19 protein-coding genes are annotated in these 25189 nt (G+C 67.4%); 9 read left to right on the top strand and 10 right to left on the bottom strand.

Going from position 1 to position 25189, the window contains the following annotated elements:
• Positions 1–19: 19 nt before the first annotated feature.
• The 7 genes from BLV15_RS04295 to pilG form a co-directional block, all read right to left on the bottom strand.
• Complete coding sequence (locus BLV15_RS04295; RefSeq protein WP_090224905.1) at positions 20–1042, bottom strand: chemotaxis protein CheB; 1023 nt, start codon at positions 1040–1042, stop codon at positions 20–22.
• Positions 1035–8873: an Hpt domain-containing protein gene (locus BLV15_RS04290; RefSeq protein ID WP_090224903.1), complete on the bottom strand. Its 7839-nt coding sequence runs from the start codon at positions 8871–8873 to the stop codon at positions 1035–1037. The genes BLV15_RS04295 and BLV15_RS04290 overlap by 8 nt, the downstream gene beginning before the upstream one ends.
• An 11-nt stretch (positions 8874–8884) precedes the next feature.
• A complete protein-coding gene (locus BLV15_RS04285; RefSeq protein ID WP_175534295.1) occupies positions 8885–9760 on the bottom strand; it encodes a protein-glutamate O-methyltransferase in 876 nt (291 codons plus the stop codon).
• Between the two features lie 68 nt (positions 9761–9828).
• Complete coding sequence (locus BLV15_RS04280; RefSeq protein ID WP_090224900.1) at positions 9829–11871, bottom strand: methyl-accepting chemotaxis protein; 2043 nt, start codon at positions 11869–11871, stop codon at positions 9829–9831.
• 83 nt (positions 11872–11954) lie between these two features.
• Entirely contained in the window at positions 11955–12491 is a 537-nt protein-coding gene (locus BLV15_RS04275; protein WP_090224898.1) for a chemotaxis protein CheW, read from the bottom strand.
• Positions 12492–12532: 41 nt separating this feature from the next.
• Complete coding sequence (gene pilH / locus BLV15_RS04270) at positions 12533–12898, bottom strand: twitching motility response regulator PilH (protein WP_090224896.1); 366 nt, start codon at positions 12896–12898, stop codon at positions 12533–12535.
• 44 nt (positions 12899–12942) lie between these two features.
• Entirely contained in the window at positions 12943–13350 is a 408-nt protein-coding gene (gene pilG / locus BLV15_RS04265) for a twitching motility response regulator PilG (RefSeq protein ID WP_090224895.1), read from the bottom strand.
• Positions 13351–13597: 247 nt separating this feature from the next.
• Here pilG and gshB point away from each other — a divergent pair, with 247 nt between their 5' ends.
• From gshB to BLV15_RS04230, 7 genes are all read left to right on the top strand, one after another.
• Positions 13598–14551 (top strand): glutathione synthase, encoded by a 954-nt coding sequence (gene gshB, locus BLV15_RS04260; protein WP_090224893.1) that lies wholly within the window; start codon positions 13598–13600, stop codon positions 14549–14551.
• Between the two features lie 128 nt (positions 14552–14679).
• A complete protein-coding gene (locus BLV15_RS04255; RefSeq protein WP_090224891.1) occupies positions 14680–15582 on the top strand; it encodes a TonB family protein in 903 nt (300 codons plus the stop codon).
• 77 nt (positions 15583–15659) lie between these two features.
• Positions 15660–16229 carry a YqgE/AlgH family protein gene (locus tag BLV15_RS04250; RefSeq protein WP_090224890.1) on the top strand — a complete coding sequence of 190 codons (570 nt, stop codon included), beginning with the start codon at positions 15660–15662 and terminating at the stop codon, positions 16227–16229.
• Positions 16226–16651 carry a Holliday junction resolvase RuvX gene (gene ruvX, locus BLV15_RS04245; RefSeq protein WP_090224888.1) on the top strand — a complete coding sequence of 142 codons (426 nt, stop codon included), beginning with the start codon at positions 16226–16228 and terminating at the stop codon, positions 16649–16651. Before BLV15_RS04250 ends, ruvX begins: the two co-directional genes overlap by 4 nt.
• A 56-nt stretch (positions 16652–16707) precedes the next feature.
• A complete protein-coding gene (gene pyrR / locus BLV15_RS04240; RefSeq protein WP_090224886.1) occupies positions 16708–17217 on the top strand; it encodes a bifunctional pyr operon transcriptional regulator/uracil phosphoribosyltransferase PyrR in 510 nt (169 codons plus the stop codon).
• Between the two features lie 13 nt (positions 17218–17230).
• Entirely contained in the window at positions 17231–18238 is a 1008-nt protein-coding gene (locus tag BLV15_RS04235) for an aspartate carbamoyltransferase catalytic subunit (protein WP_090224884.1), read from the top strand.
• On the top strand, positions 18238–19509 hold the full coding sequence (locus BLV15_RS04230) for a dihydroorotase (protein WP_090224883.1): 1272 nt from the start codon (positions 18238–18240) through the stop codon (positions 19507–19509). The genes BLV15_RS04235 and BLV15_RS04230 overlap by 1 nt, the downstream gene beginning before the upstream one ends.
• Positions 19510–19568: 59 nt before the next feature.
• Here BLV15_RS04230 and BLV15_RS04225 read toward each other — a convergent pair whose 3' ends face one another.
• Positions 19569–19967, bottom strand: a complete 399-nt coding sequence (locus BLV15_RS04225) for an NINE protein (RefSeq protein WP_090224882.1) — start codon at positions 19965–19967, stop codon at positions 19569–19571.
• Positions 19968–20083: 116 nt separating this feature from the next.
• Between BLV15_RS04225 and BLV15_RS04220 the strand changes: the two genes are divergently transcribed.
• Together BLV15_RS04220 and BLV15_RS04215 are read left to right on the top strand one after the other, a co-directional pair.
• Positions 20084–21295, top strand: coding sequence for a putative DNA modification/repair radical SAM protein (locus BLV15_RS04220; RefSeq protein WP_090224880.1), 1212 nt, complete (start codon positions 20084–20086; stop codon positions 21293–21295).
• Complete coding sequence (locus BLV15_RS04215) at positions 21295–22752, top strand: UdgX family uracil-DNA binding protein (RefSeq protein ID WP_090225215.1); 1458 nt, start codon at positions 21295–21297, stop codon at positions 22750–22752. The genes BLV15_RS04220 and BLV15_RS04215 overlap by 1 nt, the downstream gene beginning before the upstream one ends.
• Positions 22753–22813: 61 nt before the next feature.
• Here BLV15_RS04215 and BLV15_RS04210 read toward each other — a convergent pair whose 3' ends face one another.
• Positions 22814–23959, bottom strand: coding sequence for a PilT/PilU family type 4a pilus ATPase (locus tag BLV15_RS04210; RefSeq protein ID WP_090225213.1), 1146 nt, complete (start codon positions 23957–23959; stop codon positions 22814–22816).
• Between the two features lie 67 nt (positions 23960–24026).
• Positions 24027–25061: a type IV pilus twitching motility protein PilT gene (gene pilT / locus BLV15_RS04205; protein WP_090224879.1), complete on the bottom strand. Its 1035-nt coding sequence runs from the start codon at positions 25059–25061 to the stop codon at positions 24027–24029.
• Positions 25062–25189 lie beyond the last annotated feature (128 nt).

Genomic DNA, 25189 nt, shown 5'->3' with positions numbered 1-25189 from the left:
GTGAAGGGCTGGGCGGACATCAGTTCAGGGCCTCGGCCAGGCGCGCCACCAGGGCTCCGGCCAGCTCGCGGGGATCGCCGGTGAGGCTGGAGTAGCCCGCTTCGCGCAGGCTGTCCGGCATGCTCGGGCAGGCGCAGGTGTCGGCGCGTTGCGTCCAGATTTCCGCGCCTTGGCGGCGCACGTAGGCCGCCGCGGCGCTGCCGTCGCTGCCCATGCCGCTGAAGGCGATGACGCCGCAATGGCGACCGAACTGCTGGGCCAGGTTGAGCATCATCTGATCGATCGACGGCGCGTAGGGCTCGGGCCAGCTCTGGGTCGAGACCTGCATGAGGCTGTCTTCGTCGAAGCGCAGCTCGTTGCCGATCGGCACCACCACGACTTCGCCGCAGCGCACGCTGTCGCCGGGGCGCACCGGGTTGACGTGCCACTGGCTGTGCCGGCCGACCGCCTGCGGCAAGCGCGACTCGAATGCGGCGTCGATATGCTGGGCGTAGAGGAAACCCGCCGGCAGGCCACCCGGCAAGGCGTCGAGAAACGCCTTCACCGCCGCCGGACCGCCCAGCGAGGCGGCCAGCAGCCATACCTGGCGCGCCGGTTCGCCGGCCTGCAACGGGCTCTGCGCCAGCGCCTGCGGCAGGTCCACGCGCGGCGGGCGCTGCGCCTCGGAAAGCAGCGCATCGAGGCTCGGGCCGACCGCCTGCGCCGGGTCGCCGATCAGCCGCTTGAGCTTGCCGAACAGGCTGCGCTCCCAGCGCGGGTAATGCTCCGAATGCCGTTCGGGCGCATGCCCCTCGCCGAACAGCACCGGCGCGTTGGTGCGCTCGAGGAGGCTGTCGAGCAGCGCGGAATCCTCCGACTGCTGCGCCAGGTCGACCAGCCAGAGGTCGGTTTCGCAGGCCTCCAGCGCGGCATCGTCGAGGCGCGCCGGGTCGCTGTTCAGCACTACCTGATAACCGTTGCCGGCCAGCGCATGCTGCAGCACGTGACGCTGCAGCGAGGTGTCGGCGATGACGGCGATACGCGCCGCCGCTTTCTCACTCATGGGATTTGACCAGTTGCTGGATGCACTCGAGCAGGAGCGATTCCTGATAGGGCTTGCCCAGGTATTCGTTGACGCCGATGGCCATCGCCCGCTCGCGGTGTTTTTCGCCGGTACGCGAGGTGATCATGATGATCGGCAGGTCCTTCAGGCGCTCGTCGTGACGCACCAGCGTGGCCACCTCGAAGCCGTCCATGCGCGGCATCTCGATGTCCAGCAGCATGATGTCCGGCTTCTGCTCCTGCAGTTGGGCGATGGCATCGACGCCGTCCTTGGCGGTCAGCACGTTCATGCCGTTGCGCTCGAGCAGGCGGCTGGTGACCTTGCGCACGGTGACCGAGTCGTCCACCACCATCACCAGCGCCGGCCGTTCGCTCTCCACTTCGCCGCCGAGCGGGCCGCCGCCATGCGGCAACAGATGCGTCTGGCGTGCCTGCAGCGCGCGGATGGTCGCCAGCAGGTCGAGAATCACCACCACGCGGCCGTCGCCGAGGATGGTCGCGCCGGAAATCCCCGGCACGCCGGCGAACTGCGGGCCGAGGCCCTTCACCACGATCTCCCGCGAACCGGCCAGGCTGTCCACCTGCACCGCCACCGAGTATTCCGCCGAACGCACCAGGATCACTGGCAGCGGCAGGCTCTGGCCGATCAGCTTGGGCTGCTGGCCATTGCTCAGCAGGTCGCCGAGGTAGCGCAGCTCGTAGGGCTGGCCGGCGTACTCGAAGCGCGGCGCATCGGGCGCGTAATAGGCTTCCAGCTCGTACGGCGAGACCCGCACGATGCCCTCGATGGTGTTCAGCGGGATGGCGTAGAGGTCCTCGCCGGAATACACCATCAGCGCGCGGTTCACCGACACGGTGAACGGCAGGCGGATCTGGAAGCGCGTGCCCTCGCCCGGCGTCGAGTCGATGCTCATCGAACCGCCGAGCTGCTTGACCTCCGAATGCACCACGTCCATGCCGACGCCGCGCCCGGAAATCTGCGTGACCTTCTCCGCGGTGGAGAAACCGGCCTCGAGGATGAACTGCAGCACGTCGTGATCGGAGATTTCCGAGGTATCGCTCATCAGCCCGCGCTCGATGGCCTTGCGGCGCACCGCTTCGAGGCGGATGCCCGCACCGTCGTCGGCCAGGGTGAGGAGGATGTCGCCGCCCTCGCGGCCGAGGTTGAGGCGAATCGTCCCCTGCGCCGGCTTGCCGGCCGCCTGGCGCCGCTCGGCGCTCTCGATACCGTGGTCGACGGCGTTGCGCAGCATGTGCTCGAGCGGTGCGACGATGCGTTCGAGCACGCTGCGGTCCATCTCGCCCTCGGCGTTGCCGACGACGAACTCGACCTGCTTACCCAACTCGCTGGCGACCTGGCGGACGATCCGCCGCAGGCGCGGCACCAGGCGGTCGAACGGCACCATGCGCGTGCGCATCAGGCCTTCCTGCAGCTCGGTGTTGACCCGCGCCTGCTGCAGCAGCAGGGTTTCCGCGTCGCGGTTGCGCGCGGCCAGGGTTTCCTTGAGGTCGAGCAGGTCGGAGGCGGACTCGAACAGCGCGCGCGACAGCTGCTGCAGCTGCGAGTGGCGGTCCATCTCCAGCGGATCGAAATCCTCGTAGCCGGCGCGCTCGGCCTCGGCTTGGTAGCGGCTGAGGATCTGCGCCTGGGTTTCGGTGTCCAGGCGGCGCAACTGGTCGCGCACCCGTTCGATGGTCGCTTCCATCTCGCCGAGGGTGAAACCGACGTCGCTCACCTGCTGTTCGACCCGGCCGCGGAAGATGGAGGTTTCCCCGGCCAGGTTGACCAGCCCTTCGAGCAATTCGGCGGGCACCTTGACCAGCTCCTGCGGGCCGCGCCGCGCGTTGTCCTGCTGCGCGGCTTCCTGGGCACGGCGGACGAACGGCAGCACGCGGTTCTCTCTGGTCGTGCCGGCGGCCTGGCTGGCCGCCACGATGGGCGCGTCCAGCACCAGCGCGCCGCCCGGTTCGGCCGTCACCTGCTCGGCCGCCTCGTCGCTCTGCGCCAGGCGCCGGCGCAGACCATCGACCTCCTTCTGCAACCCTTCGAAGCCCGACTGCACGTCCAGCACCAGGCTTTGTGGCCAGGGCGCGCCCTGCAGCAGGGCCTCGCCGAGGCGCTGCTCCAGGGCGTGGGTCAGGTCGCCGAGGGTCTTCTGGCCGGCCAGGCGCGCGCCGCCCTTGAGGGTATGCAGTACGCGAAGCATCTCATCGATCGGCTCGCTGTCGTTGGGCTTGTCTTCCCAGCTGCCAAGCGCGGCTTCCAGGGCTTCCAGCAGCTCGTCGGCCTCTTCGAGGAAGATGTCGAGGATTTCCGCCTCGGCGCCCTCGTCCTCCTCGACAGGGCTCGGGGCCGGCTGCAAGCGCACGCTGGTGGGCACGCTGAGCTGCTCGTCGGGGTTGGCGCGCCAACGGCGGATCGCCTCGATGAGGTCGTCGCCGCCCGGCACGGCCGAGCGCTCGCGCACCGCTTCGAGCATGTCGGCAAGACGGTCGTGGCAGGCCTGGAGCAGCCCGAACAGCGGCTGACTGGCACGCAGGCGCCCGCCGCAAAGGCCTTCGTAGAGAAATTCCAGCTCGTGCGCGAGGTCACCGATCTCGCGGATCTCGGCCATCCGCGCGCCGCCCTTGAGGGTGTGCAGGTCGCGCTGCAGGGCCTCCAGATCGACACTGTTGTCGACATCGCCCATCCAGCGCTGCAAGGCGGCGCCGGCGCTGTCGATGATGTCGAAACCTTCCTCGAGGAAGATGTCCACCAGTTCGTAGTCGCGTTCGTCCTCGACCACCACCGGCTTCGGGGTCGGCGCGGACGCCGGGGTGTCCTCCGGTGCCGCTTCGAAGACCAGCGGTTCGTCGGTGTCCGCTTCGGGCTCGACGCTGTGCGCGGCATCCTCGGCCGGCTCCGACGACACTTCCGATGGCGGAAGCTGATGCGCGTGGGCCATCGCCGCGCCGCTGGAGCGGAAATCGCGGACGATGCTGATCAGGGTATCGGCCGCCGCCAGCGGCTGGTTCGCCTTCAACTGGTCGAGCAGGATGGCCAGGCAGTCGTGGCTGCGGCGCAACAGTGCGACCAGCTCGGCGCTGACCCCGTAACGGCGGTCGAGCAGCCCCTCATAGAGGCTTTCGAGTTCATGGGCGAGTTCGCCGATCGGATTGATCTCGGCCATCTGCGCGCCACCGCGCAGGGTGTGCAGGTCGCGATGCAGGGATGACAGCACCAGATGGTTTTCCGGGTCGTTGACCCAGCGCTGCAGGGCCTGGCCCGAGCTGTCGAGGATATCCACGGCTTCCTCGAGGAAGATGTCGACCATTTCCTCGTCCAGCGAGCTGACGCGCGCCTGCACGGCCGGCAGGTCGTGACTCATGCGCTGCTCGACCGCCGCCTCGACAGCCGTCTCGCCGTCGGGCTCGCCCCAGCCCTGCGCATCCTGCGCGGCGGCCTCCTCGCCCTGTTCCACGAGCGCGGACGGCAGTTCGCCAGGAACCTGCTCGACCTCATCGAGCAGGGCGCGCAACGCTTGCACGCGCTCCGGCTGAGCGGTTACCTGCTGGCCGGCGGCGACCTGATCCATCATTCCGACGAGCGCCTCGTGGGACAGGTCGACTTCCCGGAAGAACGCCGGGCTGACCGTGCGGCGGCCGTCCTGCACCGCGCTGTAGGTGTCCAGCAGCGCCTGGCACAGCTCGTCGATCTGCGGCAGCTCGGCCATCCGCGCGCCGCGCCCGAGCGTGCTCAGTTCTTCGCGCAGCGCGCCCAGCTCCTGGCGTTCGGCGGGGTGTTCGTGCCAGCGATCGAGCAGGTCGGAGGCGTCCAGCAGGATGTCCATGCCTTCGGCGAGGAACAGCGCGATCATCTGCGGATCGCGGGCGCTGCCCGACTCGCCGCTACGCGCGCTCTGCGCAGCCTCCAGGCGTTCGCTCAGGAGCTTCTGCACGCGGGCGATGAGCGCATCGGCGCCCTCGATCGGGCGGAACGGATGCGTCTCCAACTGCGCCAGCCCCTCGCGGAACAGCGCCTCGGCGTCACGCAGCAATTCGGCCTCGGCCAGATCCAGTGGAATCAGGTTGGCCTTGAGCTCCTTGACCATGCGCTCCAGCGGCGCGGCGATTTCCGCCATCGGCAGGATGCCGGCCATGTGCGAGCTGCCCTTGAGGGTATGCAGCGCGCGTTGCAGTTCGTCGTTGACCGGCCGCGGGAGTTCCTCCGCACAGGCGGCGAGAAACTTCCTCAGGGTATCCAGATGAGCGTCCGCCTCGTTGCGGAAGATCTCCAGCAACTGCGGGTCCAGGCCTTCCTCGGCTTCTTCAGTGGCATCCTGCGAAGTTGCCGCCGTGGTTACGGCCGCGGACGTGGCGACGCTGTCCGGGCCGTCACTAAAACGCGGTGGTGTCTGCCCCCTCGCCAGTGCGTGGGCGATGGCCGCGAGCTGATCGACGTCGTCGCGCTGGCGCTGCGCCCTGGCGGCGAACTCCTCGACCAGTTCGGGCATCAGCGCGACCACGCCGAGGATCACCTGCTGCACCGGCTCATCAGGCTCGATGCTCCTGTCCAGCACGCGGTTGAGCAGGTTCTCGATCGACCAGGCGAGTTCGCCGATGACCAGCGCACGAACCATCCGGCCACTGCCCTTGAGCGTGTGGAAGGCGCGGCGCAGTTCGGTGAGCGCCGCCTTGTCGGCGAGGTCGGCCTGCCACTTCGGCAGGTACTCGGCGATGGTTTCCATGACTTCGCCGGCCTCTTCGATGAAGACTTCCAGCAGTTCCTCGTCCATCGGTTCTTCGTCGGCGGGCGGCGGCAGCAGACTCGGCGGCACTTCGCGCGCCGGCGGGTTTATTGCCTGGCTCGGCGCGGCCATGACGTCGGCCATCGACAGCGGCTTGTCCTCGACCTGCGGCTCGGTGACCTCGGGGTGTGCCTCGGACAGGCCCGGCAGCTCGACCTCGGGCAGTTCCAGCGCGGCGATGTCGCGTTCGTCGAAACTCAGACCGCCCTCATCCAACGACTCGAAACTCAGCTCCGGCAGCTCCAGCGTGATGTCGTCCTGCGCACCGATGACCGGGGGCAGCTCGTCGAGCGGCAGGTTCAGGCCGAAGTCGGCGACGGGCTCTTCGGGCGCAAGCTCGCCAAGGTCCCAGCTGTCGTCCAGGCCCGGCAGCGTGGCCGGTTCGTCCGGTAGCAGCTCCAGGCTCACCTCGTCCTGAGCGCCGGTGACCGGGGGCAGCTCATCGAGCGGCAGGTCGAGGCTGAAGTCGACGACGGCGGGCTCAGCGGCCACGGGTTCGCCGAGATCCCAATTTTCAGCGTGCAGCTCCGGCGCGGCGGGTTCGGCGGCAAGGTCGAGCGGCGGCAGCTCGAAGGCTTCGGTGTCGGCCTGCGGCGCGGGCGCATCCGGCACCGCATCGAGTTCGCCGGTTTGTCCGTCACTACCGGGCAATGGCTCGCCCAGGTCCCAGTGATCGGCGTCAGCGAGCGGCAGGTCTGCGCTCTGCACCTCGGTCAGGGTCGGCGGCGCGGCGAGAGGCTCGATCTGCGCGTCCTGCGCGGACAGCGAATCGATCGGCGAATCGAGTTCGGCGGCGGGCTCGGGCAGCGGCTCGCCCAGGTCCCAGTGATCCGTGTCGGCGGGCGTCGCCTGCTCGGGTTCAGGAGCGAGGACCGACGACGGCGATTGCACAGCGGCATCGACGGGCGATGGCTCGGCCTCTTCGTCGACATGGGCAAGTATCGGAGCGCTCTCCTCGGCCGACGGCGCGGGTTCGAGTTCGTCCTCGACCAGCTCTTCGGCTTCGGCAGCGAGCAGTTCCATTTCCTGCAGCGGATCGCTCAGGGCGCTCAGCTCGGACTCGGACTCGGACTCGGACTCGACGTCAGTCGGCAGCACGCCTGGCGCCTCAGCAAGGGCGGCGTGCGGTTGCACTTCGTCAAGCGACTCGCCCGGCTCGAGCGGCAGCACGTCGATCGGTTCGGAGAGTTCGTCGAGCGGGACGGGGACCAGCAGCGGTGCGTCAGGCTCCGCTGCGGGGAGCAGTTCGTCGTCGAGGGGATGATCGGCCTCGTCGGCGATGACCTCGATTTCATCAAGCGGATCGTCCAGCGCCGCCGGAGACTCCTCGGCCGTCTCCGGGAGCGGGAGAATCGGCTTGCGGACCAGCGCATAACCGAGGTTACCGAGGCTCTCCTCGGCGACGTCGAGGATCATGTCGCCCTGGGCGGCGTGATCTTCGGACAGGCGCTCGAGGTAGTACTCGACGCTGGTGATGGCGTCGGCCAGGGTGTCCAGGCTCTGCCAGTTGGGCACCGCCTTGCGCGCCAGCAGTTGTTCCTCGATATAGCGGTTGCAGGCGCGCAGCAGTTCGGCGGCGCGTTCCAGCGGGATCATCGCCAGCCCGCCGCGCACCTGGGTGAGCAGTTCCGGCACGCGGGCCAGATGCTCGTGGTTCCATTGCGAAGCGATGAACTCGATGATCGCATCCTTCGCCTGCTCCAGGCCGGTACGCGCTTCCTTGATGACCAACTGGTGAATCTGCGCGACGTCGGTGGTCGGCAGGTGACTTTCCTCGCCCGCGCCGTCATCGCTCTGCCCGACCATTCCGGCCAGCGTCGCTTCGACGTAGAGCAGCGCGCCGGCGATATCCATCAGCGCCGCGTCGGTAGGCTCGCCGTTGCCCATGGACAACTGATGGACGACGTCGAGCTGATCGAGGATGACCTTGCGCGGCTGGCCGAAGCCGAGCATCGCCAGGGTGTCGGCGATCTGCTTCAGCGGAGCCCGCAGGCCATCGAGTTCGGCGACGCCGGTGCGGTCGCTGCGGACGAACAGGTCGAGGCTGTCCTTGACCCGCACCAGCTCCTCGCACAGGGCGGCGACCACGGAGCGCATCGCGTCGCGGTCGGGACCGGCCAGGCGCGCGCGCTCTTCGTCGACCAGCTCGCTGTCCGGCAGCGCGTCGTCGAGACGGTAGTGGTCCTTCAGCGCGCGGATGCGCGGCGACTGGACCGGCGCCTTGGCGATATAGAAGAGCAGGTTCTTGGTCAGCTCGTCGGAGGCCGCCTGGTTGATGCCATCGGCGCCCTGCTCGACCAGCCGCTTGAGTTCCTTGTCGACCTGACGCAGCAAGCCACGGACCGAGGTGCCGTTGGCCACGCCGCCGTTGGACAGGCCTTCGACCAGGCCCGAGGAAATCTGCCAGAGCGGGCCGAGCGGAGCGCCCTGGCACAACCCTTCGAGGCGCGCGAACACCCGCGCCATGTAGCCGAGGTTGGTCGGCAGGTCCTGGTTGCGTAGCACGCCGACCAGCGCCACCTGCTGCATCTGCCGCAGCTTGCGCAGCAGCGGCAACAACTCGGCGTTGTGCAGGCGCTCGAGGGCATCCGGCGAGACGGCCGGCAGGGCCGCCGAGAGGTCGGGCGAGAACAGGCTGGTTTCCGACATCAGGTTTTCGCCGCGGGCCGCGCGCAGGTCGTTGAGCAGCGGCAACACCACCATCGGCAGGTCGCGCCGCGCGCTCTGCACCCGCTCCAGATAGGTCGGCAGCTGCAGGATCGCCTGCATCAGCACTTCCAGCGCCTCGCGCTGGTTGTTCACCCGGCCTTCCATCAGGGCCTGGGCCAAACGTTCCATTTCCTCGGCAAGGAGCGCCGCGCCGTAGAACTCGACCATCTGCAGGGTGCCCTGCACCTGATGCACATAGGTCAGGCAGAAACTCATGCGCGTGGAATCCTGCGGATTCTCGACGAACGCCTCCAGCGCCTGACGCGCCTGCTTCAGCGTTTCGGCGATTTCGCCCTTGACCCACTCCAGGGCGACATAATCGTGCCGATCACCCATAGCCACTCCAGTCATACGCGTGTGTTACCCCTACGGGTAAAAGCCAGAACCTGCTCGTCGGCCACAGGCACCAGGTCCGGATGCTGCCAACCCGCCACCTCACCGACCCCGACCACCAGCAGGCCACCCGGCGCGAGACGCTCGGCCAGCCGGTTGAGGATCTCGCGGCGGCGCCAGCGGCGGAAATAGATCAGCAGGTTCTGACAGAAAATGACGTCCATGCCGGACATCGGCGCCTTGGACAATTCCAGCACATTGAGCCGTGCGCAACAGACGCGAGCCGCCAGTTCGGCGGAAATCTCGTAGCGTCCGTCGCCCCGACGGTCGAAGTAGCGCTCGCGACGCTCGTCGCCCATCGGCTCGAGCCGGCGTAGGTCGTAGTGGGCCTCGCGCGCCCTGCTCAGGGCGCTGAGGCTGATATCGGTGCCGGTCACGCCAAAATGCTCGGGCCACGGACTGTCGTGCAGCACCTCGGCGGCGGCGATCGCCAGTGAATACGGCTCCTCGCCCGTCGAACAACCCACGCTCCACAGCGACCAGGCCGACGGCATGCCCTGCCGCTCGAGCCGCTCGCGCAGGTAGCGGTCGAGCAAATCGAACGACGGCCGATGGCGGAAGAAGCGGGTTTCCTGAATCGTCAGATGATCCAGCAGCTTCGACCACTCCACCGCCCCGCGCGGGCCTTCGACGACCTGCCGGTAGTAGCTGGTGTAATCATCGATACCGAGTTCGCGCATGCGTGCGCTCAGATTGGTCTGCAGGAACACCTGCCGCCCTTCGTTGATCACCAGGCCGGTGCGCGTTTCCAGCAGCGTTCGCCAATCATGGAATTCCGCTGCCGACATCTCCGCCAGGGGTTTCAAGGCCCAGACGCCACTTGGCTGCATACCCTGCCCCTCACTCATGGACCTTCGCCTCCGTCGGCCACCCAGGCGGGCGGTCGACGCTGCCCCACTCAGGCCTGCTCCGCTGCTTCCGGCAGGGTGAAGCCGGACACCGACCGACGCATCTCGCTGGCCATCTTCGCCAGGTTTCCGATGCTGCGCGCGGTGGCGGTGGTACCGGCGGAGGTCTGCGAGGTGATCTCCTGGATCACGTTCATGGTGTTGGAAATGTGGCCGGCCGACGAAGCCTGCTGACGGGCGGCGTTGGAGATGTTCTGGATCAGCGCCGCGAGGGTCTTGGATACCTTCTCGATCTCTTCCAGGGCAACCCCGGCGTCCTGCGCCAGGCGGGCGCCGCGGACCACTTCGGAGGTGGTCTGCTCCATCGAGATGACCGCCTCGTTGGTGTCGGTCTGAATCGTCTTCACCAGCGCCTCGATCTGTTTGGTCGCGCCCGAGGAGCGTTCCGCGAGGCGCTGTACTTCGTCCGCCACCACGGCGAAGCCGCGGCCCGCGTCGCCGGCCATGGAGGCCTGGATCGCGGCGTTGAGGGCGAGGATGTTGGTCTGGTCGGCAATGTCGTTGATCAGGCTGACGATGTCGCCGATCTCCTGGGACGATTCACCGAGGCGCTTGATCCGCTTCGAGGTGTCCTGGATCTGCTCGCGGATGTTGTCCATCCCGGTGATGGTGTTGTGCACCACCTCGTTGCCCTTGTTGGCGATCGCCACGGAGCGCTCTGCCACCGCGGTGGATTCGGAGGCGTTCGCCGATACCTGGTCGATGGACACCGCCATCTCGTTGATCGCCGCGGAGGCCCCGGCGATTTCCTGCGCCTGGTGCTCCGACGCCTCGGCCAGGTGCATCGCCGTGGCCTGGGTTTCCTGGGCGGCCGCGGCCACCTGGACGGCGGTCAGGTTGATCGTTTCGACCAGGTCGCGGAGCTGGTCGATGGAGTAGTTGATCGAGTCGGCGATGGCGCCGGTGAAGTCCTCGGTCACCGTCGCGGTCACCGTCAGGTCACCGTCGGCGAGGTCGGCGATCTCGTCGAGCAGGCGCAGGATCGCCGCCTGGTTGCGGTCGTTCTTCTCGGCGGTTTCGGCCAGCGTGCGGCGGGTGTCCTGCACCATCACCAAACCGATGAGGATGATCGCGCCCAGCACCAGCGCGCCCAGCAGGTAGCCGGCGAGGGTATTGACGGAGCGGCCTTCGGCCAGGGAGTTGAAGCCGTCGGTCAGCGCCGAGGCTTTTTCCAGCAGGGTCTGCGATACGGTGAAGATGGTATTGGCGGATTCGCGGACCTGGAACAGTTCCGGCGAGGTTTCGAGAATCTCGTCCACCGAACCGGAGACGAACTCAAACAGCTCGGAAATCTCCGCCAGACGCTCCCGCGCCGCGGCATCGCTGACCTTGGCGATGTTCATCGACGGGTTGCCTTCGAGCATCGCCGTGTGCACCCGACCGAACAGGTTGGCATCGCGACCGAACATGTCGGCGGCCTGCACCGAATCGGCGTCGCCGGCAAGCACCTTGTTCACCGAACCGAGGATACGTTCTGCCAGCAGCGACTGCCGCTGCGCCACCGAGACCTGGGCCGCGGGCGCGCCGCTCTTGAGCAGGATGTCGACGACTTCCTCGTACTCGACCTGCAGCTGCGGGATGGTCTCGGCGAGGGTCGCCGCCACCTGATGCAGCGAAAGAACGGTCTGTTCGGAAGCGATGATCGCGTCGGAGTTCTGCCGCAGGCTGTCCCAGTCCTGCTGCACGGCGGCCATCTGCGCCTGCACGGCGGGCGGCGCACCCGGAAGCCCGGCGCCGTCGCCATCACGCAGGTAGCCCCAGCGCCTCTCGAAGTCGTTGCGCGCGTCCTTCAGCAGGGCGAAGGCTTCGACGGTACCCGCCGCCGCTTCGGTGGCGTTCTTGGCGATCCGCTGGGACAGCACGCGCAGCTCGCCGGCATGGCCGAGGTACTCGGTGTCGTTGTTGGTCTGCGTGCTAAGGTAGGCGAAGTTGGCGAACAGCAGCACGATGGAGACGATCAGGACTATGAAGAGGCCGCCGATCAGCTTGCTGCTGCGCATACCCGCGAGAAGATTACCGCTCTGTTTGCTCATAACTGGCCCCCGCCTGGACCTACCGCCGATCTAGATTCCCATACACATCAAAAGAGCCGGCAGCGCCGGCCCACCAAAAACTGTCACATCGAGACGTCGAGAAAACCCGGATGGCGCGCCAGCGCATGGGGGCTGAATACCAGCCATTCACGCTCGCGCTGGAACACGCCATGGATGAAGGGTCGCACTGCCTCGCCCACCCCGGGCAGGCGCTCGTCAAAGGTATCCACCGAAAAATGCTGCATGCCGAAGACTTCGTCGACGATCAGCCCGGCGAACACGTCCTGATGCTCCACCACCAGCACCCGCCGCTGCTTGCGCAGGGGTGACAGCTCGCTGCCGAGAAACCCGCAGAGGTCCATGATCGGCAACAGCCGTCCACGCACGTTGGCCACTCCTTTCACCCAGGGTTTCACACCGGGCAACAGGGTGTGCCGGGGCTCGTGCAGCACCTCGCCGATCTCCCCCATCGGCGCCACGAAATGCTGCTCGCCCATGCGAAAACCGATGCCGCCCCAGCTTTGTACGGCTTCCTGCTGCGAAGGCAGGCCCACGGCCAGCGCGCGACAGCGCTGATCGATCTCGAGAAGGAGCTCAAAGGGAGCGCGCGCGTCCGCCATGCCGGCCTGACCTTGTCAGCTGCTGAGGGAAGGTGCCGGCGTCAGCCGGCCAGTACGCTTTCGATGGTCTTGACCAGGGTGTCTTCTTCGATCGGCTTGGTCAGGTAGTCGCGCGCGCCCTGGCGCTTGCCCCAGACCTTGTCGGTTTCCTGGTCCTTGGTGGTGACGATGATCACCGGGATGTGACTGGTGTCGGCATCCTTGGACAGCTGGCGGGTCGCCTGGAAGCCGTTGAGGCCAGGCATGACGATGTCCATCAGCACCACGTCCGGCTTCTCCTGGCGCGCCAGGGCTACGCCGTCCGCGCCATTCTCGGCCTTCAGGACCTCATGGCCGTGCTTTTCGAGCATGGCGGTGAGCTTGTACATCTCGGTAGGAGAGTCATCAACAATCAGAATTCGAGCCATGGTGTCCCCATACGAAAATAGCGTCGCCGACCCAGTGGCCGACGTCAGGAAGCGTGTTCCACCGGAGTGAAGTCCGGTACGTGAGCCTTTATCGCGCCGAGCAGTTCTTCTTTGCTGAAAGGCTTGGTCAGGTACTGGTCCGAGCCGACTATGCGGCCCTTGGCCTTGTCGAACAGGCCGTCCTTGGACGACAGCATGATCACAGGTGTGGATTTGAAGGCACTGTTGTTCTTGATCAGCGCACAGGTCTGATAGCCGTCGAGCCGAGGCATCATGATGTCGACGAAGATGATGCTGGGATGGCTGTCGGCAATCTTGGCCAGCGCATCGAAACCGTCCACCGCGGTTATCACGTCGCAACCCACTTTCTTGAGCAGGGTTTCCGCCGTGCGACGAATCGTTTTCGAGTCGTCGATCACCATCACCTTCAAACCGTCGGAATGCTGTTCCATGTCTGCCCTACCATCGCCTCGGTGAGTCGTTGCATTGCTATTCCGGTACGCCAGAACCGTGCCGATGACGGGTTGCGACCCGATCGCCGAGCTGTTTTAGCACACTCTCCACATGCAATCTATAAGCCCCGGACGCGCAAGGTTTTTCCTTGACCGGGGCGGGTTGCAGCGCCACCCTTGGCGCCTCACGATCCAGCCTCGCGGCCCCTCGTTGCCGCCTCTTTGCCACCGCGGAGGATACCCCCACATGAGCGTTCGCCTCGGGATTGTCATGGACCCCATCGCGCGAATTTCCTTCAAGAAGGACAGTTCGCTGGCCATGCTGCTGGCCGCCCAGGCGCGCGGCTGGTCGCTCTTCTATATGGAGCCGCAGGACCTCTATCAGCGCAGCGAACAGGCCTGCGCCCGCGTTCGCCCGCTGAAGGTGTTCAACGACCCCGAGCGCTGGTTCGAGCTGGAGGCCGACGTCGACATGCCGCTGGGCGAACTGGACGTGATCCTGATGCGCAAGGATCCGCCGTTCAACAGCGAGTACATCTATGCCACCTACCTGCTGGAGCAGGCCGAAAAGGCCGGCGCGCTGGTGGTCAATCGTCCGCAAAGCCTGCGCGACTGCAACGAGAAGCTCTTCGCCACGCAGTTTCCGCAGTGCACGCCGCCGACCCTGGTCGCCCGAAGGGCCGACATTCTGCGCGAGTTCGTCGCCGAGCACGGTGACGTCATTCTCAAACCGCTCGACGAAATGGGCGGCGCCTCGATTTTCCGCCACCGCGAGGGCGACCCGAACCTGTCGGTGATCCTCGAGACCCTGACCCTGCTCGGCACCCGGCAGATCATGGCGCAGCGCTATATCCCGGCGATCAAGGAAGGCGACAAGCGCATCCTGATGATCGACGGCGAGCCGGTGGAGTACTGCCTGGCGCGCATCCCGGCCGCTGGCGAGACGCGCGGCAACCTCGCTGCCGGCGGGCGTGGCGAGGCGCGGCCGCTGAGCGAACGCGACCGCTGGATCGCGGCCCAGGTCGGTCCGTTCCTGCGCGAGCGCGGCCTGCTGTTCGTCGGCCTTGACGTGATCGGCGATTTCCTCACCGAGATCAACGTCACCAGCCCGACCTGCATCCGCGAAATCGACAAGGCCTACGACACCCGCATCGGCGAGCGCCTGATGCAGTCGATCGCCGACAAGCTCGGCCGCGGCTGAGGCGGCAACCGCTCGTGCCCTCCACACGGCGCGGCAAGGGTCGCGGAAGGGACCGCGGCGCCGGCCGCGTGGACATTTCCGCGACGCCTGTTCAGACTGCGCGGCTACCGCGATCCGCCGACGCCCCGATGAACGCAGCCAGCCTACCGCCCGCCCTCCAACGCACCGCTGTTCGCCCGGCGGACCGGCTGGGCTTCACGCTGTTCGTCGCCGCCGTGCTGCACATCGCGCTGATCCTCGGCGTCGGTTTCACCCTCGCCGAACCCGAGCAGATCAGCAAGACGCTGGAAATCACCCTGTCGACCTTCAAGAGCGAGACCAAGCCCAAGGAGGCCGACTTCCTCGCCCAGGACAACCAGCAGGGCAGCGGCTCGCTGGACCACAAGGCGACCCCGAAGACCACCGAACAGGCGCCGTTCCAGGACACCCAGATCAACAAGGTCGCGCCGCCCAGCGCACCGAAGGCCGCACCGGCGCCCGCCGAGGCGCCCAAGGCGGCAGTCGCGACCACCAAGCCGAAGGCCGAGAAGACCCCGGCCAAGCGCGAACAGCGCCAGCCGGAGCCCGACCCGGTGCCGCAGAAGGCGCCGGCGTTCGACAGCGCGCAGCTGAGCAGCGAGATCGCCAGCCTCGAGGCCGAGCTGTCCACCCAGCGCGAGCTCTACGCCAAGCGGCCGAAGATCCATCGCCTCAACGCCGCCTCGACCATGCGCGACAAAGGGGCCTGGTACAAGGACGACTGGCGCAAGAAGATCGAGCGGGTCGGCAACCTCAACTACCCGGACGATGCCCGCCGCCAGCGCATCTACGGCAGCCTGCGCCTGCTGGTGTCGATCAACCGTGACGGCACGCTCTACGAAGTGCAGGTGCTGGAGTCCTCCGGCCAGCCGGTGCTCGACCAGGCCGCCCTGCGCATCGTCCGGCTGGCGGCGCCCTTCGCGCCGTTCAGCGGTGACCTGGCCGACATCGATCGCCTGGAAATCATCCGCACCTGGCGCTTCGAGCGCGGCGACAAGCTGTCCAGCCGCTAGCGCCGCCCGCGCCTCGTACACATGCCGACCGCGTTCGCCCCTTGTGGCCCGAGGAACGAAACCTGAAACTAGGCGACATGAAAATCGACGCACCCAGCTACCTCAAGCACCATCTCCTGATCGCCATGCCGCACATGGCCGACCCGAATTTCGCGCAGACGGTCATCTACTTGGTCGAGCACAACGATCAGGGCGCCATGGGCCTGATCATCAACCGCCCGAACGGCCTCAGCCTCGCCGACGTGCTCGAACAGCTGCGCCCGGACAGCGAGCCGGCGCCGCGCTGCGCGGACATCGCGATCTTCACCGGCGGCCCGGTGCAGACCGATCGCGGCTTCGTCCTGCATCCGGCGGGCGAGGTCTACCAGGCCACCGTGGCGCTCGGTGACCTGTCGCTGTCCACGTCGCAGGACGTGCTCTTCGCCATTGCCGAAGGCAACGGCCCGGCGAAGAGCCTGATCGCCCTCGGCTATGCCGGCTGGGAGGCCGGGCAACTGGAGGCCGAACTGGTCGACAATGCCTGGCTCAGCTGCCCGGTGGACCTCGACATCCTCTTCCAGACGCCGGCCGAACGTCGCCTGGACGCCGCCGCCGCGCACCTGGGCATCAACCTCGCGTTGCTCACTTCCCAGGCCGGCCACGCATGAGCGCACCGCGCCTGCTGCTCGGCTTCGATTACGGCACCAAGCAGATCGGCGTCGCCGTCGGCCAGGCGATCACCGGCCAGGCGCGCGAGCTCTGCGTGCTCAAGGCGCAGAACGGCGTGCCGGACTGGCAGAAAGTCGAAGCGCTGATCAAGGAGTGGCAGCCGGACGCCATCGTCGTCGGCCTGCCGCTGAACATGGATGGAACGCCGAGCGAGATGAGCGCCCGCGCGGAGAAGTTCGCCAGGCGCCTGAACGGCCGCTTCAACCTGCCGGTGCACACCCACGACGAGCGCCTGACCACCTTCGAGGCCAAGGGCCAGCGCCTGGCCCAGGGCCAACGGGGCGGCTATCGCGACAACCCGGTGGATGCCCTCGCCGCCGCGCTGTTGCTGGAAGGCTGGCTGGAGCAAAACGCCGGCTAGGACGACGCGCCACGGTGGCCGATCGTCGCAACCAAGAATTCTGTACGGAGACAGCCATGAACCTGCCCAACCCCGCCGACCTGCTACCGCAGATGGCCCGCGACCTGCAGCGCCACCTGGCCGATCGCGGCATCACCGAGCCCCGCTTCATCGGCATCCACAGCGGCGGCGTGTGGGTCGCCCAGGCGCTGCTCGCCGAGCTCGGCAGCGACGCGCCACTGGGCACGCTGGACGTGTCCTTCTACCGCGACGACTTCAGCCAGAACGGCCTGCACCCGCAGGTGCGTCCGTCTGCCCTACCGTTCGAGGTCGAGGGCCAGCACCTGGTGCTGGTCGACGACGTGCTGATGAGCGGGCGGACCATCCGCGCCGCGCTCAACGAGTTGTTCGACTACGGCCGACCGGCCAGCGTGACGCTGGTCTGCCTGCTCGACCTGGAGGCCGGCGAGCTGCCGATCCGTGCCGACGTGCTTGGCGCCACCCTGTCGCTGGCCCCCGACCAGCGGGTAAAATTGATCGGCCCCGCGCCGCTCGCGCTCGAGTCCAAGACCCTCTCCGCCTCCTGACAAGGCCACCTCCATGTCTATCGCCGCCAAGCGCTCACTGCAGCTCAATGATCAGGGCCAGTTGCGTCACTTCCTTTCGCTCGACGGTTTGCCGCGCGAGCTGCTCACGGAAATCCTCGACACCGCCGACTCCTTCCTCGAGGTCGGCGCGCGCGCGGTGAAGAAGGTCCCGCTGCTGCGCGGCAAGACCGTGTGCAACGTGTTCTTCGAGAACTCCACGCGCACGCGCACCACCTTCGAGCTGGCGGCGCAGCGGCTGTCCGCCGACGTGATCAGCCTGAACGTCTCGACCAGCTCGACCAGCAAGGGCGAGACGCTGTTCGACACCCTGCGCAACCTGGAGGCGATGGCTGCCGACATCTTCGTCGTGCGCCATGCCGACTCCGGCGCTGCGCACTTCATCGCCGAGCACGTCTGCCCGGACCTGGCGATCATCAACGGCGGCGACGGCCGCCACGCGCACCCGACCCAGGGCATGCTCGACATGCTCACCATCCGCCGCCACAAGGGCGGCTTCGAGAACCTCTCGGTGGCCATCGTCGGCGATGTCCTGCACTCGCGGGTGGCGCGCTCCAACATGCTCGCGCTGAAGACCCTCGGCTGCCCGGACATCCGCGTGATTGGGCCGAAGACGCTGCTGCCGGTGGGTATCGAGCAGTACGGCGTGCGCGTCTTCACCGACCTCGCCGCCGGGCTCAAGGATGTCGACGTGGTGATCATGCTGCGCCTGCAGCGCGAGCGCATGCAGGGCGGCCTGCTGCCCAGCGAGGGCGAGTTCTACCGCCTCTACGGCCTCACCGAGCAGCGCCTCACGCTGGCCCGCCCGGATGCCATCGTCATGCACCCGGGGCCGATCAACCGCGGCGTCGAGATCGAGTCGGCGGTGGCCGACGGCGCCCACTCGGTCATCCTCAACCAGGTGACCTACGGCATCGCCGTGCGCATGGCGGTGCTGTCCATGGCCATGAGCGGACAGACCGCGCAGCGCCAGATCAACCAGCAGACCGAGGAGCAGCTCTGATGCGTACCCACATCCTCGGCGCCCGCCTGATCGACCCGGCCAGCGGCCACGACGGCGTGGCCGACCTGTACCTGGAGGACGGCCGGATCAAGGCCATCGGCGCCGCGCCGGCCGGCTTCGACGCCGAACACCGGATCGACGCCCACGGGCTGGTCGCCGCACCGGGCCTGGTCGATCTTTCCGTCGCCCTGCGCGAGCCCGGCTACAGCCGCAAGGGCAGCATCGCCAGCGAAACCCTGGCCGCGGCCGCCGGCGGCGTCACCAGCCTGTGCTGCCCGCCGCTGACCCGCCCGGTGCTGGACACCCCGGCCGTCGCCGAACTGATCCTCGACCGCGCCCGCGAGGCCGGCCACTGCAAGGTCTTCCCGATCGGCGCGCTGACCAAGAACCTCGCCGGCGAGCAGCTCGCCGAGCTGGTCGCCCTGCGCGACGCCGGCTGCGTGGCCTTCGGCAACGGCCTGACCAACTTCCCGAGCAACCGCAACCTGCGCCGTGCGCTGGAGTACGCGGCGACCTTCGACCTGACCGTGGTCCTGCATTCCCAGGACGCCGACCTGGCCGAGGGCGGCCTCGCCCACGAAGGCCCGACAGCCAGCTTCCTCGGCTTGCCGGGAATCCCGGAGAGCGCGGAAACCGTGGCCCTGGCGCGCAACCTGCTGCTGGTGGAACAGAGCGGCGTGCGCGCCCACTTCAGCCAGCTGACCAGCGCCCGCGGCGCGCAGATGATCGGCGAGGCCCAGGCCCGCGGTCTGCCGGTGACGGCGGACGTGGCGCTGTACCAGTTGATCCTCACCGACGAGGCCCTCGCCGAGTTCTCCAGCCTCTACCACGTGCAACCGCCGCTGCGTACCGCCGCCGACCGCGCGGGGCTGCGCGAGGCGCTCAAAAGCGGCGTGATCTCGGCGATTTCCAGCCATCACCAGCCGCACGAGGCGGACGCCAAACTGGCCCCGTTCGGCGCCACCGAACCGGGCATCAGCAGCGTCGAGCTGCTGCTGCCGCTGGCGCTAACCCTGGTGCAGGACAGCCTGCTCGACCTGCCCACCCTGATCGCCCGCCTCAGCAACGGTCCCGCCGCCGCCTTGCGCCTGCCCGCCGGCAGCCTGCGCGTCGGCGCCGCCGCCGACCTGGTGCTGTTCGACCCCGCGGCCAGCACCCTGGCCGGCGAGGCCTGGCGCTCCAGGGGCGCGAATTGCCCGTTCCTCGGCCACGCGCTGCCCGGCGCGGTGCGCTACACGCTGGTCGACGGCCACGTCTGCTACCAGGCCTGAAGCCCGGAAAAGAAAAGCCCGCCGATCGGCGGGCTTTTTTTTTCGTCTCGACCGCGCGCCTAGCGCAGGCGGGCGTTGCGCATCGACACCTGATCGTTGAGCGTCCAGAAGTCGTAGAGCACGCCTACCAGGAACAGCCCGCCGGTGCACAGGTAGAGAATGCCGGTGAGCCACTTGCCCTGGTACATGCGGTGCACGCCGAACAGGCCGAGGAAGGTCAGCAGCAGCCAGGCGACGTTGTAATCGGTCGGGCCGGCGTTGAAGCGCAGGTCGGCCTCGCGATCCATCGCCGGAATCAGGAAGAAGTCGATGATCCAGCCAACGAAGAACAGGCCGAAGGTGAAGAACCAGATCGTCCCGGTGACCGGCTTGCCGTAGTAGAAGCGGTGCGCGCCGGTGAAGCCGAAGATCCACAGCAGATAACCGATCAGCTTGCTGTGCGTGTCCTGTCGTTGCATGGCTATTCCTCTGGAGTGAAGCGATTTCGGTGCGCCGACGACCGGGGCCGCCCTTCGCTTGCAGGCGCGGAAAATTGTACGAATACTGTATTTAAATACAGTATTTGGTGCAAATCATGGACATCACCGACAAGCTCATCGTGCTGGCCGATGCTGCCAAGTATGACGTTTCCTGCGCCAGCAGCGGAGCACCAAAACGCAGCTCCCGCGGCAAGGACGGCCTGGGCGCCACCGATGGCGCGGGCATCTGCCACAGTTTCACACCGGATGGCCGCTGCGTCGCGCTGCTGAAAATCCTGCTGACGAACTTCTGTCTCTACGACTGCCAGTACTGCGTCAACCGGCGCTCCAGCAACGTGCCTCGGGCACGCTTCACGCCCGAGGAAGTGGTTCGCCTGACCCTGGATTTCTACCGCCGCAACGTCATCAGCGGCCTGTTCCTCAGCTCCGGCATCATCCGCTCCTCGGACTACACCATGGAGCAGCTGACCCGCGTAGCCCAGAGCCTGCGCGAAGACCACGGTTTTCGCGGCTACATCCACCTGAAGACGATTCCCGACGCCGACCCGCTGCTGATCGCCCAGGCCGGGCGCTACGCCGATCGCCTGAGCGTGAACATCGAGCTGCCCACCGAGGACAGCCTGGTACACCTGGCGCCGGAGAAGAACGGCCGCACCATCCGCCAGGCGATGGGCGCGATCCGCCTCGGCGTCGAGGAAGCCGGCAGCGAGGCCCGCGCGCCGCGCTTCGCCCCCGCCGGGCAGAGCACGCAGATGATCGTCGGTGCCGACGCCACCGACGACCGCACCATCCTCGATACCGCGCAACGGCTGTACGGTGCCTACGGGCTCAAGCGCGTCTACTACTCGGCCTTCAGCCCGATCCCGCAGAGCCCCACCACGGTGCCGCTGCAGGCACCGCCGCTGCTGCGCGAACACCGCCTGTACCAAGCCGACTTCCTGCTGCGCGGCTACGGTTTCAATACTGAGGAACTCCTCGCCGGCCCCGGCAACCTGGCGCTGGACATCGACCCCAAGCTGGCCTGGGCGCTGAATCACCGTGCGCAGTTTCCAGTGGACCTCAACCGCGCCGAGCCGATGCTGATCGCTCGCGTGCCCGGCATCGGCGTGCGCAACGCCAGGCGCCTGGCCCTGCTGCGGCGCGAGCGGCGCATCCGCTACGACGATCTGGTGCGCATGCGCTGCTCGATGGACAAGCTCAAGCCGTTCATCGTGGTGCAGGACTATCGGCCGCGCAGCGACGGCTCCGAGTCCGCCGCGCTGCGCCGCGCGCTGAGCGACACACCCGCGCAGATGGCCCTGTGGTGATGCGTCTGGTGCGCTTCTCCGGCCGCTTCGCCGACTGGCGCAAGGAGTGCCGGACGCTGCTCGAGGATGGCGTCGCCCCACACACGCTGACCTGGCAGGTGGATAGCGCCGGCGACGACCTGTTCGCCGCGGTCGGCGAGGAACCGGCGCGCTACGCCGACACGCGCGCCGCACTAAAGGTCCCGCGGGAATTGCCGGAACTGCTGGAAAGCGCCGCGCGCTTTCGCGCCGACGACCGCTGGGCGCTGCTCTACCGCGTGCTCTGGCGCGTCACCGGCGGCGACCGCAGCGCCATGCTTGCCGGCGACATCGACGGCGCCGTGCTGCAACGGCGGGTCAAGGCGGTGCGCCGCGAAGCCCATCACATGCACGCGTTCCTGCGCTTCCGCCAGCGCGACGCCGCCCTCGGCGCCCCGCAGTTCGTCGCCTGGCACGAGCCGGCCCACGACGTCCTCGACCTTGGCGCCGAACACTTCGCCGAACGCATGGGCCGCAGCACCTGGCTGATCGCCACGCCGGACGGCGCTGCGCATTTCGACGGCACGCGCCTGCACTACCAGGAAGGTTGCCCGGCCGAACTGCGCGCCTTCGCCGAAGGTATCCGCGACGACGGCGAACGGCTCTGGCAGGCCTACTACGCCAGCACCTTCAACCCGGCTCGGCTGAACGAAAAGGTGATGCGCGGGCACATGCCGGCACGCTTCTGGAAACACCTCCCGGAAGGCCCGCTGATCGCCGAACTGATGAGCCAGGCACGTGCCGGGCAGCAACGCCTGGCGCAGACCGCAGCGGTCGGCGAGCAGGACGGCCGGCAGGTGCTGATCGCCCGCGAGAAGGCGCAGCCGCAGCGACCGTTGCCCAGTTCGCTGGAAAACTGCCGCAACTGCGACATCTGGCGCGACGCGACCCGCGCGGTGCCGGGCGAGGGTCCGCCGCGGGCGCGGATCATGCTGCTCGGCGAGCAGCCCGGCGACCAGGAAGACCTGGCAGGCAAACCCTTTATCGGCCCCGCCGGCGAGGTGCTGGCACGCGCCCTCGCCGAAGCCGGATTGCGCCGGGAGGACGTCTACCTGACCAACGCCGTGAAGCACTTCAAGTGGCAACCGCGCGGCGGGATCGCCGGGCGCGCGGCCACGCGCCTGCACGCCACGCCGAAACCGGCCGAGATCAAAGCCTGCCGCGGCTGGCTGGGCAAGGAGCTGGAGGAGGTGCAGCCGCAGGTGATCGTTGCCCTGGGCCGCACCGCGCTGGCGTCGCTGCTGGAAATCCACGACCCGCAACGCGTACGCCTGGCCGATTTCGCCGGCCGGGCGTTCGCTCATCAGGGTCGTTGGGTAGTGGTGGCGCCTCATCCCGCCGCGGTGCTGCGCGCGGCAGATGCCGCCGAGCGGCGCTTCGCCGAACTGGCGGAGGCGCTCAGGCAGGCGAGCGAGCTGCAGGAAGTCATGCCGACCTAGGGTGGCGCCGTGCCCGACGCCACCTGGGGTGGGCTGAAGCCTACCCTACGAAGCGTGAACCTCAGCGGAAGCGCCGGCCCGGATCGTCGTCGCTGACTTCCAACGACAGCCCCTGGGACACGCTGGTGAGGTGATCGCCGTCGGTTTCCGAGCCAAGCTTGATCATCAGGCGCAGGTCGTTGGCCGAGTCGGCGTAGGCCAGGGCATCCTCGTAGGTGATCTCGCCCTGGTTGTAGAGGTTGAACAGCGCCTGGTCGAAGGTCTGCATGCCCTGCTCGGTGGAGCGCTTCATCAGCGACTTCAGCTCGTGCACTTCGCCCTTGCGGATCAGGTCGGCGGCCAGCGGGGTGTTCAGCAGCACTTCGATCACCGCACGGCGGCCCTTGCCGTCCGGCGTGGGCACCAGTTGCTGGGCGACGATAGCGCGCAGGTTCAGCGAGAGATCCATCCACACCTGCTGCTGCCGGTCGGCCGGGAAGAAGTGGATGATCCGGTCCAGCGCCTGGTTGGCGTTGTTGGCGTGCAGCGTGGCCAGGCACAGATGGCCGGTTTCGGCGAAGGCCACGGCGTAGTCCATGGTTTCGCGGGTGCGCACCTCGCCGATCATGATCACGTCCGGTGCCTGGCGCAGGGTGTTCTTCAGCGCCACCTCGAAGGATTCGGTGTCGATGCCCACTTCGCGCTGGGTCACGATGCAGTTCTGGTGCTGGTGGATGAACTCGATCGGGTCCTCGATGGAAATGATGTGGCCGCTGGAGTTCTTGTTCCGGTAACCGATCATCGAGGCCAGCGAGGTGGATTTGCCGGTGCCGGTGGCGCCGACGAAGATCACCAGGCCGCGCTTGGTCATCGCCAGTTTCTTGAGGATTTCCGGCAGGCGCAGGTCTTCCATGGTCGGGATGTTGGTCTCGATCCGCCGCAGCACCATGCCGACCAGGTTGCGCTGGTAGAAGGCGCTGACGCGGAAACGCCCGACACCGCGGGCGCTGATGGCGAAGTTGCACTCGTGCTGGGCGGCGAAATCGCGGCGCTGCTGCTCGTTCATCACGCCGAGCACGGTCTCGCGGGTCTGCTCCGGCGACATGGGCGTCTTGGTCACAGGCAGGATGCGCCCGTTGACCTTCATCGACGGCGCGACACCGGCGGTGATGAACAGGTCGGATGCGCCCTTCTCCACCATCAGGCGCAACAGTTTTTCGAATTCCATGGGCTCGCTCACGTGCAGCTCCGTTCTGGCTGGATCGGTGGAAAGGGCGGGATGTCAGCCCGCGGCCTCAGAAGTTTTCCGGGGTCTTGGCCTTCTCGCGGGCGTTCTCGCGGGAAACCAGGCCCTTGGCGACCAGCCCCTTGAGGCACGAGTCGAGGGTCTGCATGCCCAGCGAGCCGCCGGTCTGGATCGCCGAATACATCTGCGCGACCTTGTCCTCGCGGATCAGGTTACGGATCGCCGGGGTACCGATCATGATTTCGTGCGCCGCGACGCGACCGCCACCGATCTTCTTCAGCAACGTCTGCGAGATCACCGCCTGCAGCGACTCGGAAAGCATCGAGCGAACCATGGATTTCTCCTCGGCCGGGAACACGTCGACGATCCGGTCGATGGTCTTCGCCGCCGAGGTGGTGTGCAGCGTGCCGAACACCAGGTGGCCGGTTTCCGCCGCGGTCAGCGCCAGGCGGATGGTTTCCAGGTCGCGCATCTCGCCGACCAGGATGATGTCCGGGTCTTCGCGCAGGGCCGAGCGCAGCGCCTCGTTGAAGCCGAGGGTGTCGCGGTGCACCTCGCGCTGGTTGACCAGGCACTTCTTCGATTCGTGAACGAATTCGATCGGGTCTTCGACGGTGAGGATGTGGTGGTACTTGGTGTTGTTCAGGTAGTCGAGCATCGCCGCCAGGGTGGTCGACTTGCCCGAACCGGTCGGACCGGTGACCAGCACCAGGCCACGCGGCACGTCGGCCATCTTCTTGAAGGTGTCGCCCATGCCCAGGTCTTCCATGGTCAGGACCTTGGAGGGAATGGTCCGGAACACCGCGCCGGCGCCGCGGTTGTGGTTGAAGGCGTTGACCCGGAAACGCGCGACGCCGGGCACCTCGAAGGAGAAGTCGGTCTCGAGGAATTCCTCGTAATCCTTGCGCTGCTTGTCGTTCATGATGTCGTAGATGAGCGCATGCACCTGCTTGTGCTCCATCGCCGGCAGGTTGATCCGGCGCACATCGCCGTCTACGCGGATCATCGGTGGCAGACCGGCCGACAGGTGCAGGTCCGAGGCGCCTTGCTTGGCGCTGAAGGCAAGCAGCTCGGTAATATCCATGGAAGTCCCCAATCACGAACGAGCAGATGGCATCGACAGGAAGGCGCGGCGGGCGGGGCGGGAAGCCCGACCTTCGCTCGCTACGCTTTCCGACAGCCTGATAGAATGCCGGACCTCTAAAGCGGGTC

Source organism: Pseudomonas kuykendallii, assembly GCF_900106975.1.
Lineage (GTDB): Bacteria > Pseudomonadota > Gammaproteobacteria > Pseudomonadales > Pseudomonadaceae > Pseudomonas_O > Pseudomonas_O kuykendallii.
Note: the sequence above shows the minus strand (reverse complement) of the source record. Positions and strands in the feature narration are given on the sequence as shown.

Coding starts and splice junctions, on each gene's coding strand:
- BLV15_RS04295 (WP_090224905.1), bottom strand. CDS start 1,042: ATGAGTGAGAAAGCGGCGGCGCGTATCGCCGTCATCGCCGACACCTCG.
- BLV15_RS04290 (WP_090224903.1), bottom strand. CDS start 8,873: ATGGGTGATCGGCACGATTATGTCGCCCTGGAGTGGGTCAAGGGCGAA.
- BLV15_RS04285 (WP_175534295.1), bottom strand. CDS start 9,760: ATGCAGCCAAGTGGCGTCTGGGCCTTGAAACCCCTGGCGGAGATGTCG.
- BLV15_RS04280 (WP_090224900.1), bottom strand. CDS start 11,871: ATGAGCAAACAGAGCGGTAATCTTCTCGCGGGTATGCGCAGCAGCAAG.
- BLV15_RS04275 (WP_090224898.1), bottom strand. CDS start 12,491: ATGGCGGACGCGCGCGCTCCCTTTGAGCTCCTTCTCGAGATCGATCAG.
- pilH (WP_090224896.1), bottom strand. CDS start 12,898: ATGGCTCGAATTCTGATTGTTGATGACTCTCCTACCGAGATGTACAAG.
- pilG (WP_090224895.1), bottom strand. CDS start 13,350: ATGGAACAGCATTCCGACGGTTTGAAGGTGATGGTGATCGACGACTCG.
- gshB (WP_090224893.1), top strand. CDS start 13,598: ATGAGCGTTCGCCTCGGGATTGTCATGGACCCCATCGCGCGAATTTCC.
- BLV15_RS04255 (WP_090224891.1), top strand. CDS start 14,680: ATGAACGCAGCCAGCCTACCGCCCGCCCTCCAACGCACCGCTGTTCGC.
- BLV15_RS04250 (WP_090224890.1), top strand. CDS start 15,660: ATGAAAATCGACGCACCCAGCTACCTCAAGCACCATCTCCTGATCGCC.
- ruvX (WP_090224888.1), top strand. CDS start 16,226: ATGAGCGCACCGCGCCTGCTGCTCGGCTTCGATTACGGCACCAAGCAG.
- pyrR (WP_090224886.1), top strand. CDS start 16,708: ATGAACCTGCCCAACCCCGCCGACCTGCTACCGCAGATGGCCCGCGAC.
- BLV15_RS04235 (WP_090224884.1), top strand. CDS start 17,231: ATGTCTATCGCCGCCAAGCGCTCACTGCAGCTCAATGATCAGGGCCAG.
- BLV15_RS04230 (WP_090224883.1), top strand. CDS start 18,238: ATGCGTACCCACATCCTCGGCGCCCGCCTGATCGACCCGGCCAGCGGC.
- BLV15_RS04225 (WP_090224882.1), bottom strand. CDS start 19,967: ATGCAACGACAGGACACGCACAGCAAGCTGATCGGTTATCTGCTGTGG.
- BLV15_RS04220 (WP_090224880.1), top strand. CDS start 20,084: ATGGACATCACCGACAAGCTCATCGTGCTGGCCGATGCTGCCAAGTAT.
- BLV15_RS04215 (WP_090225215.1), top strand. CDS start 21,295: ATGCGTCTGGTGCGCTTCTCCGGCCGCTTCGCCGACTGGCGCAAGGAG.
- BLV15_RS04210 (WP_090225213.1), bottom strand. CDS start 23,959: ATGGAATTCGAAAAACTGTTGCGCCTGATGGTGGAGAAGGGCGCATCC.
- pilT (WP_090224879.1), bottom strand. CDS start 25,061: ATGGATATTACCGAGCTGCTTGCCTTCAGCGCCAAGCAAGGCGCCTCG.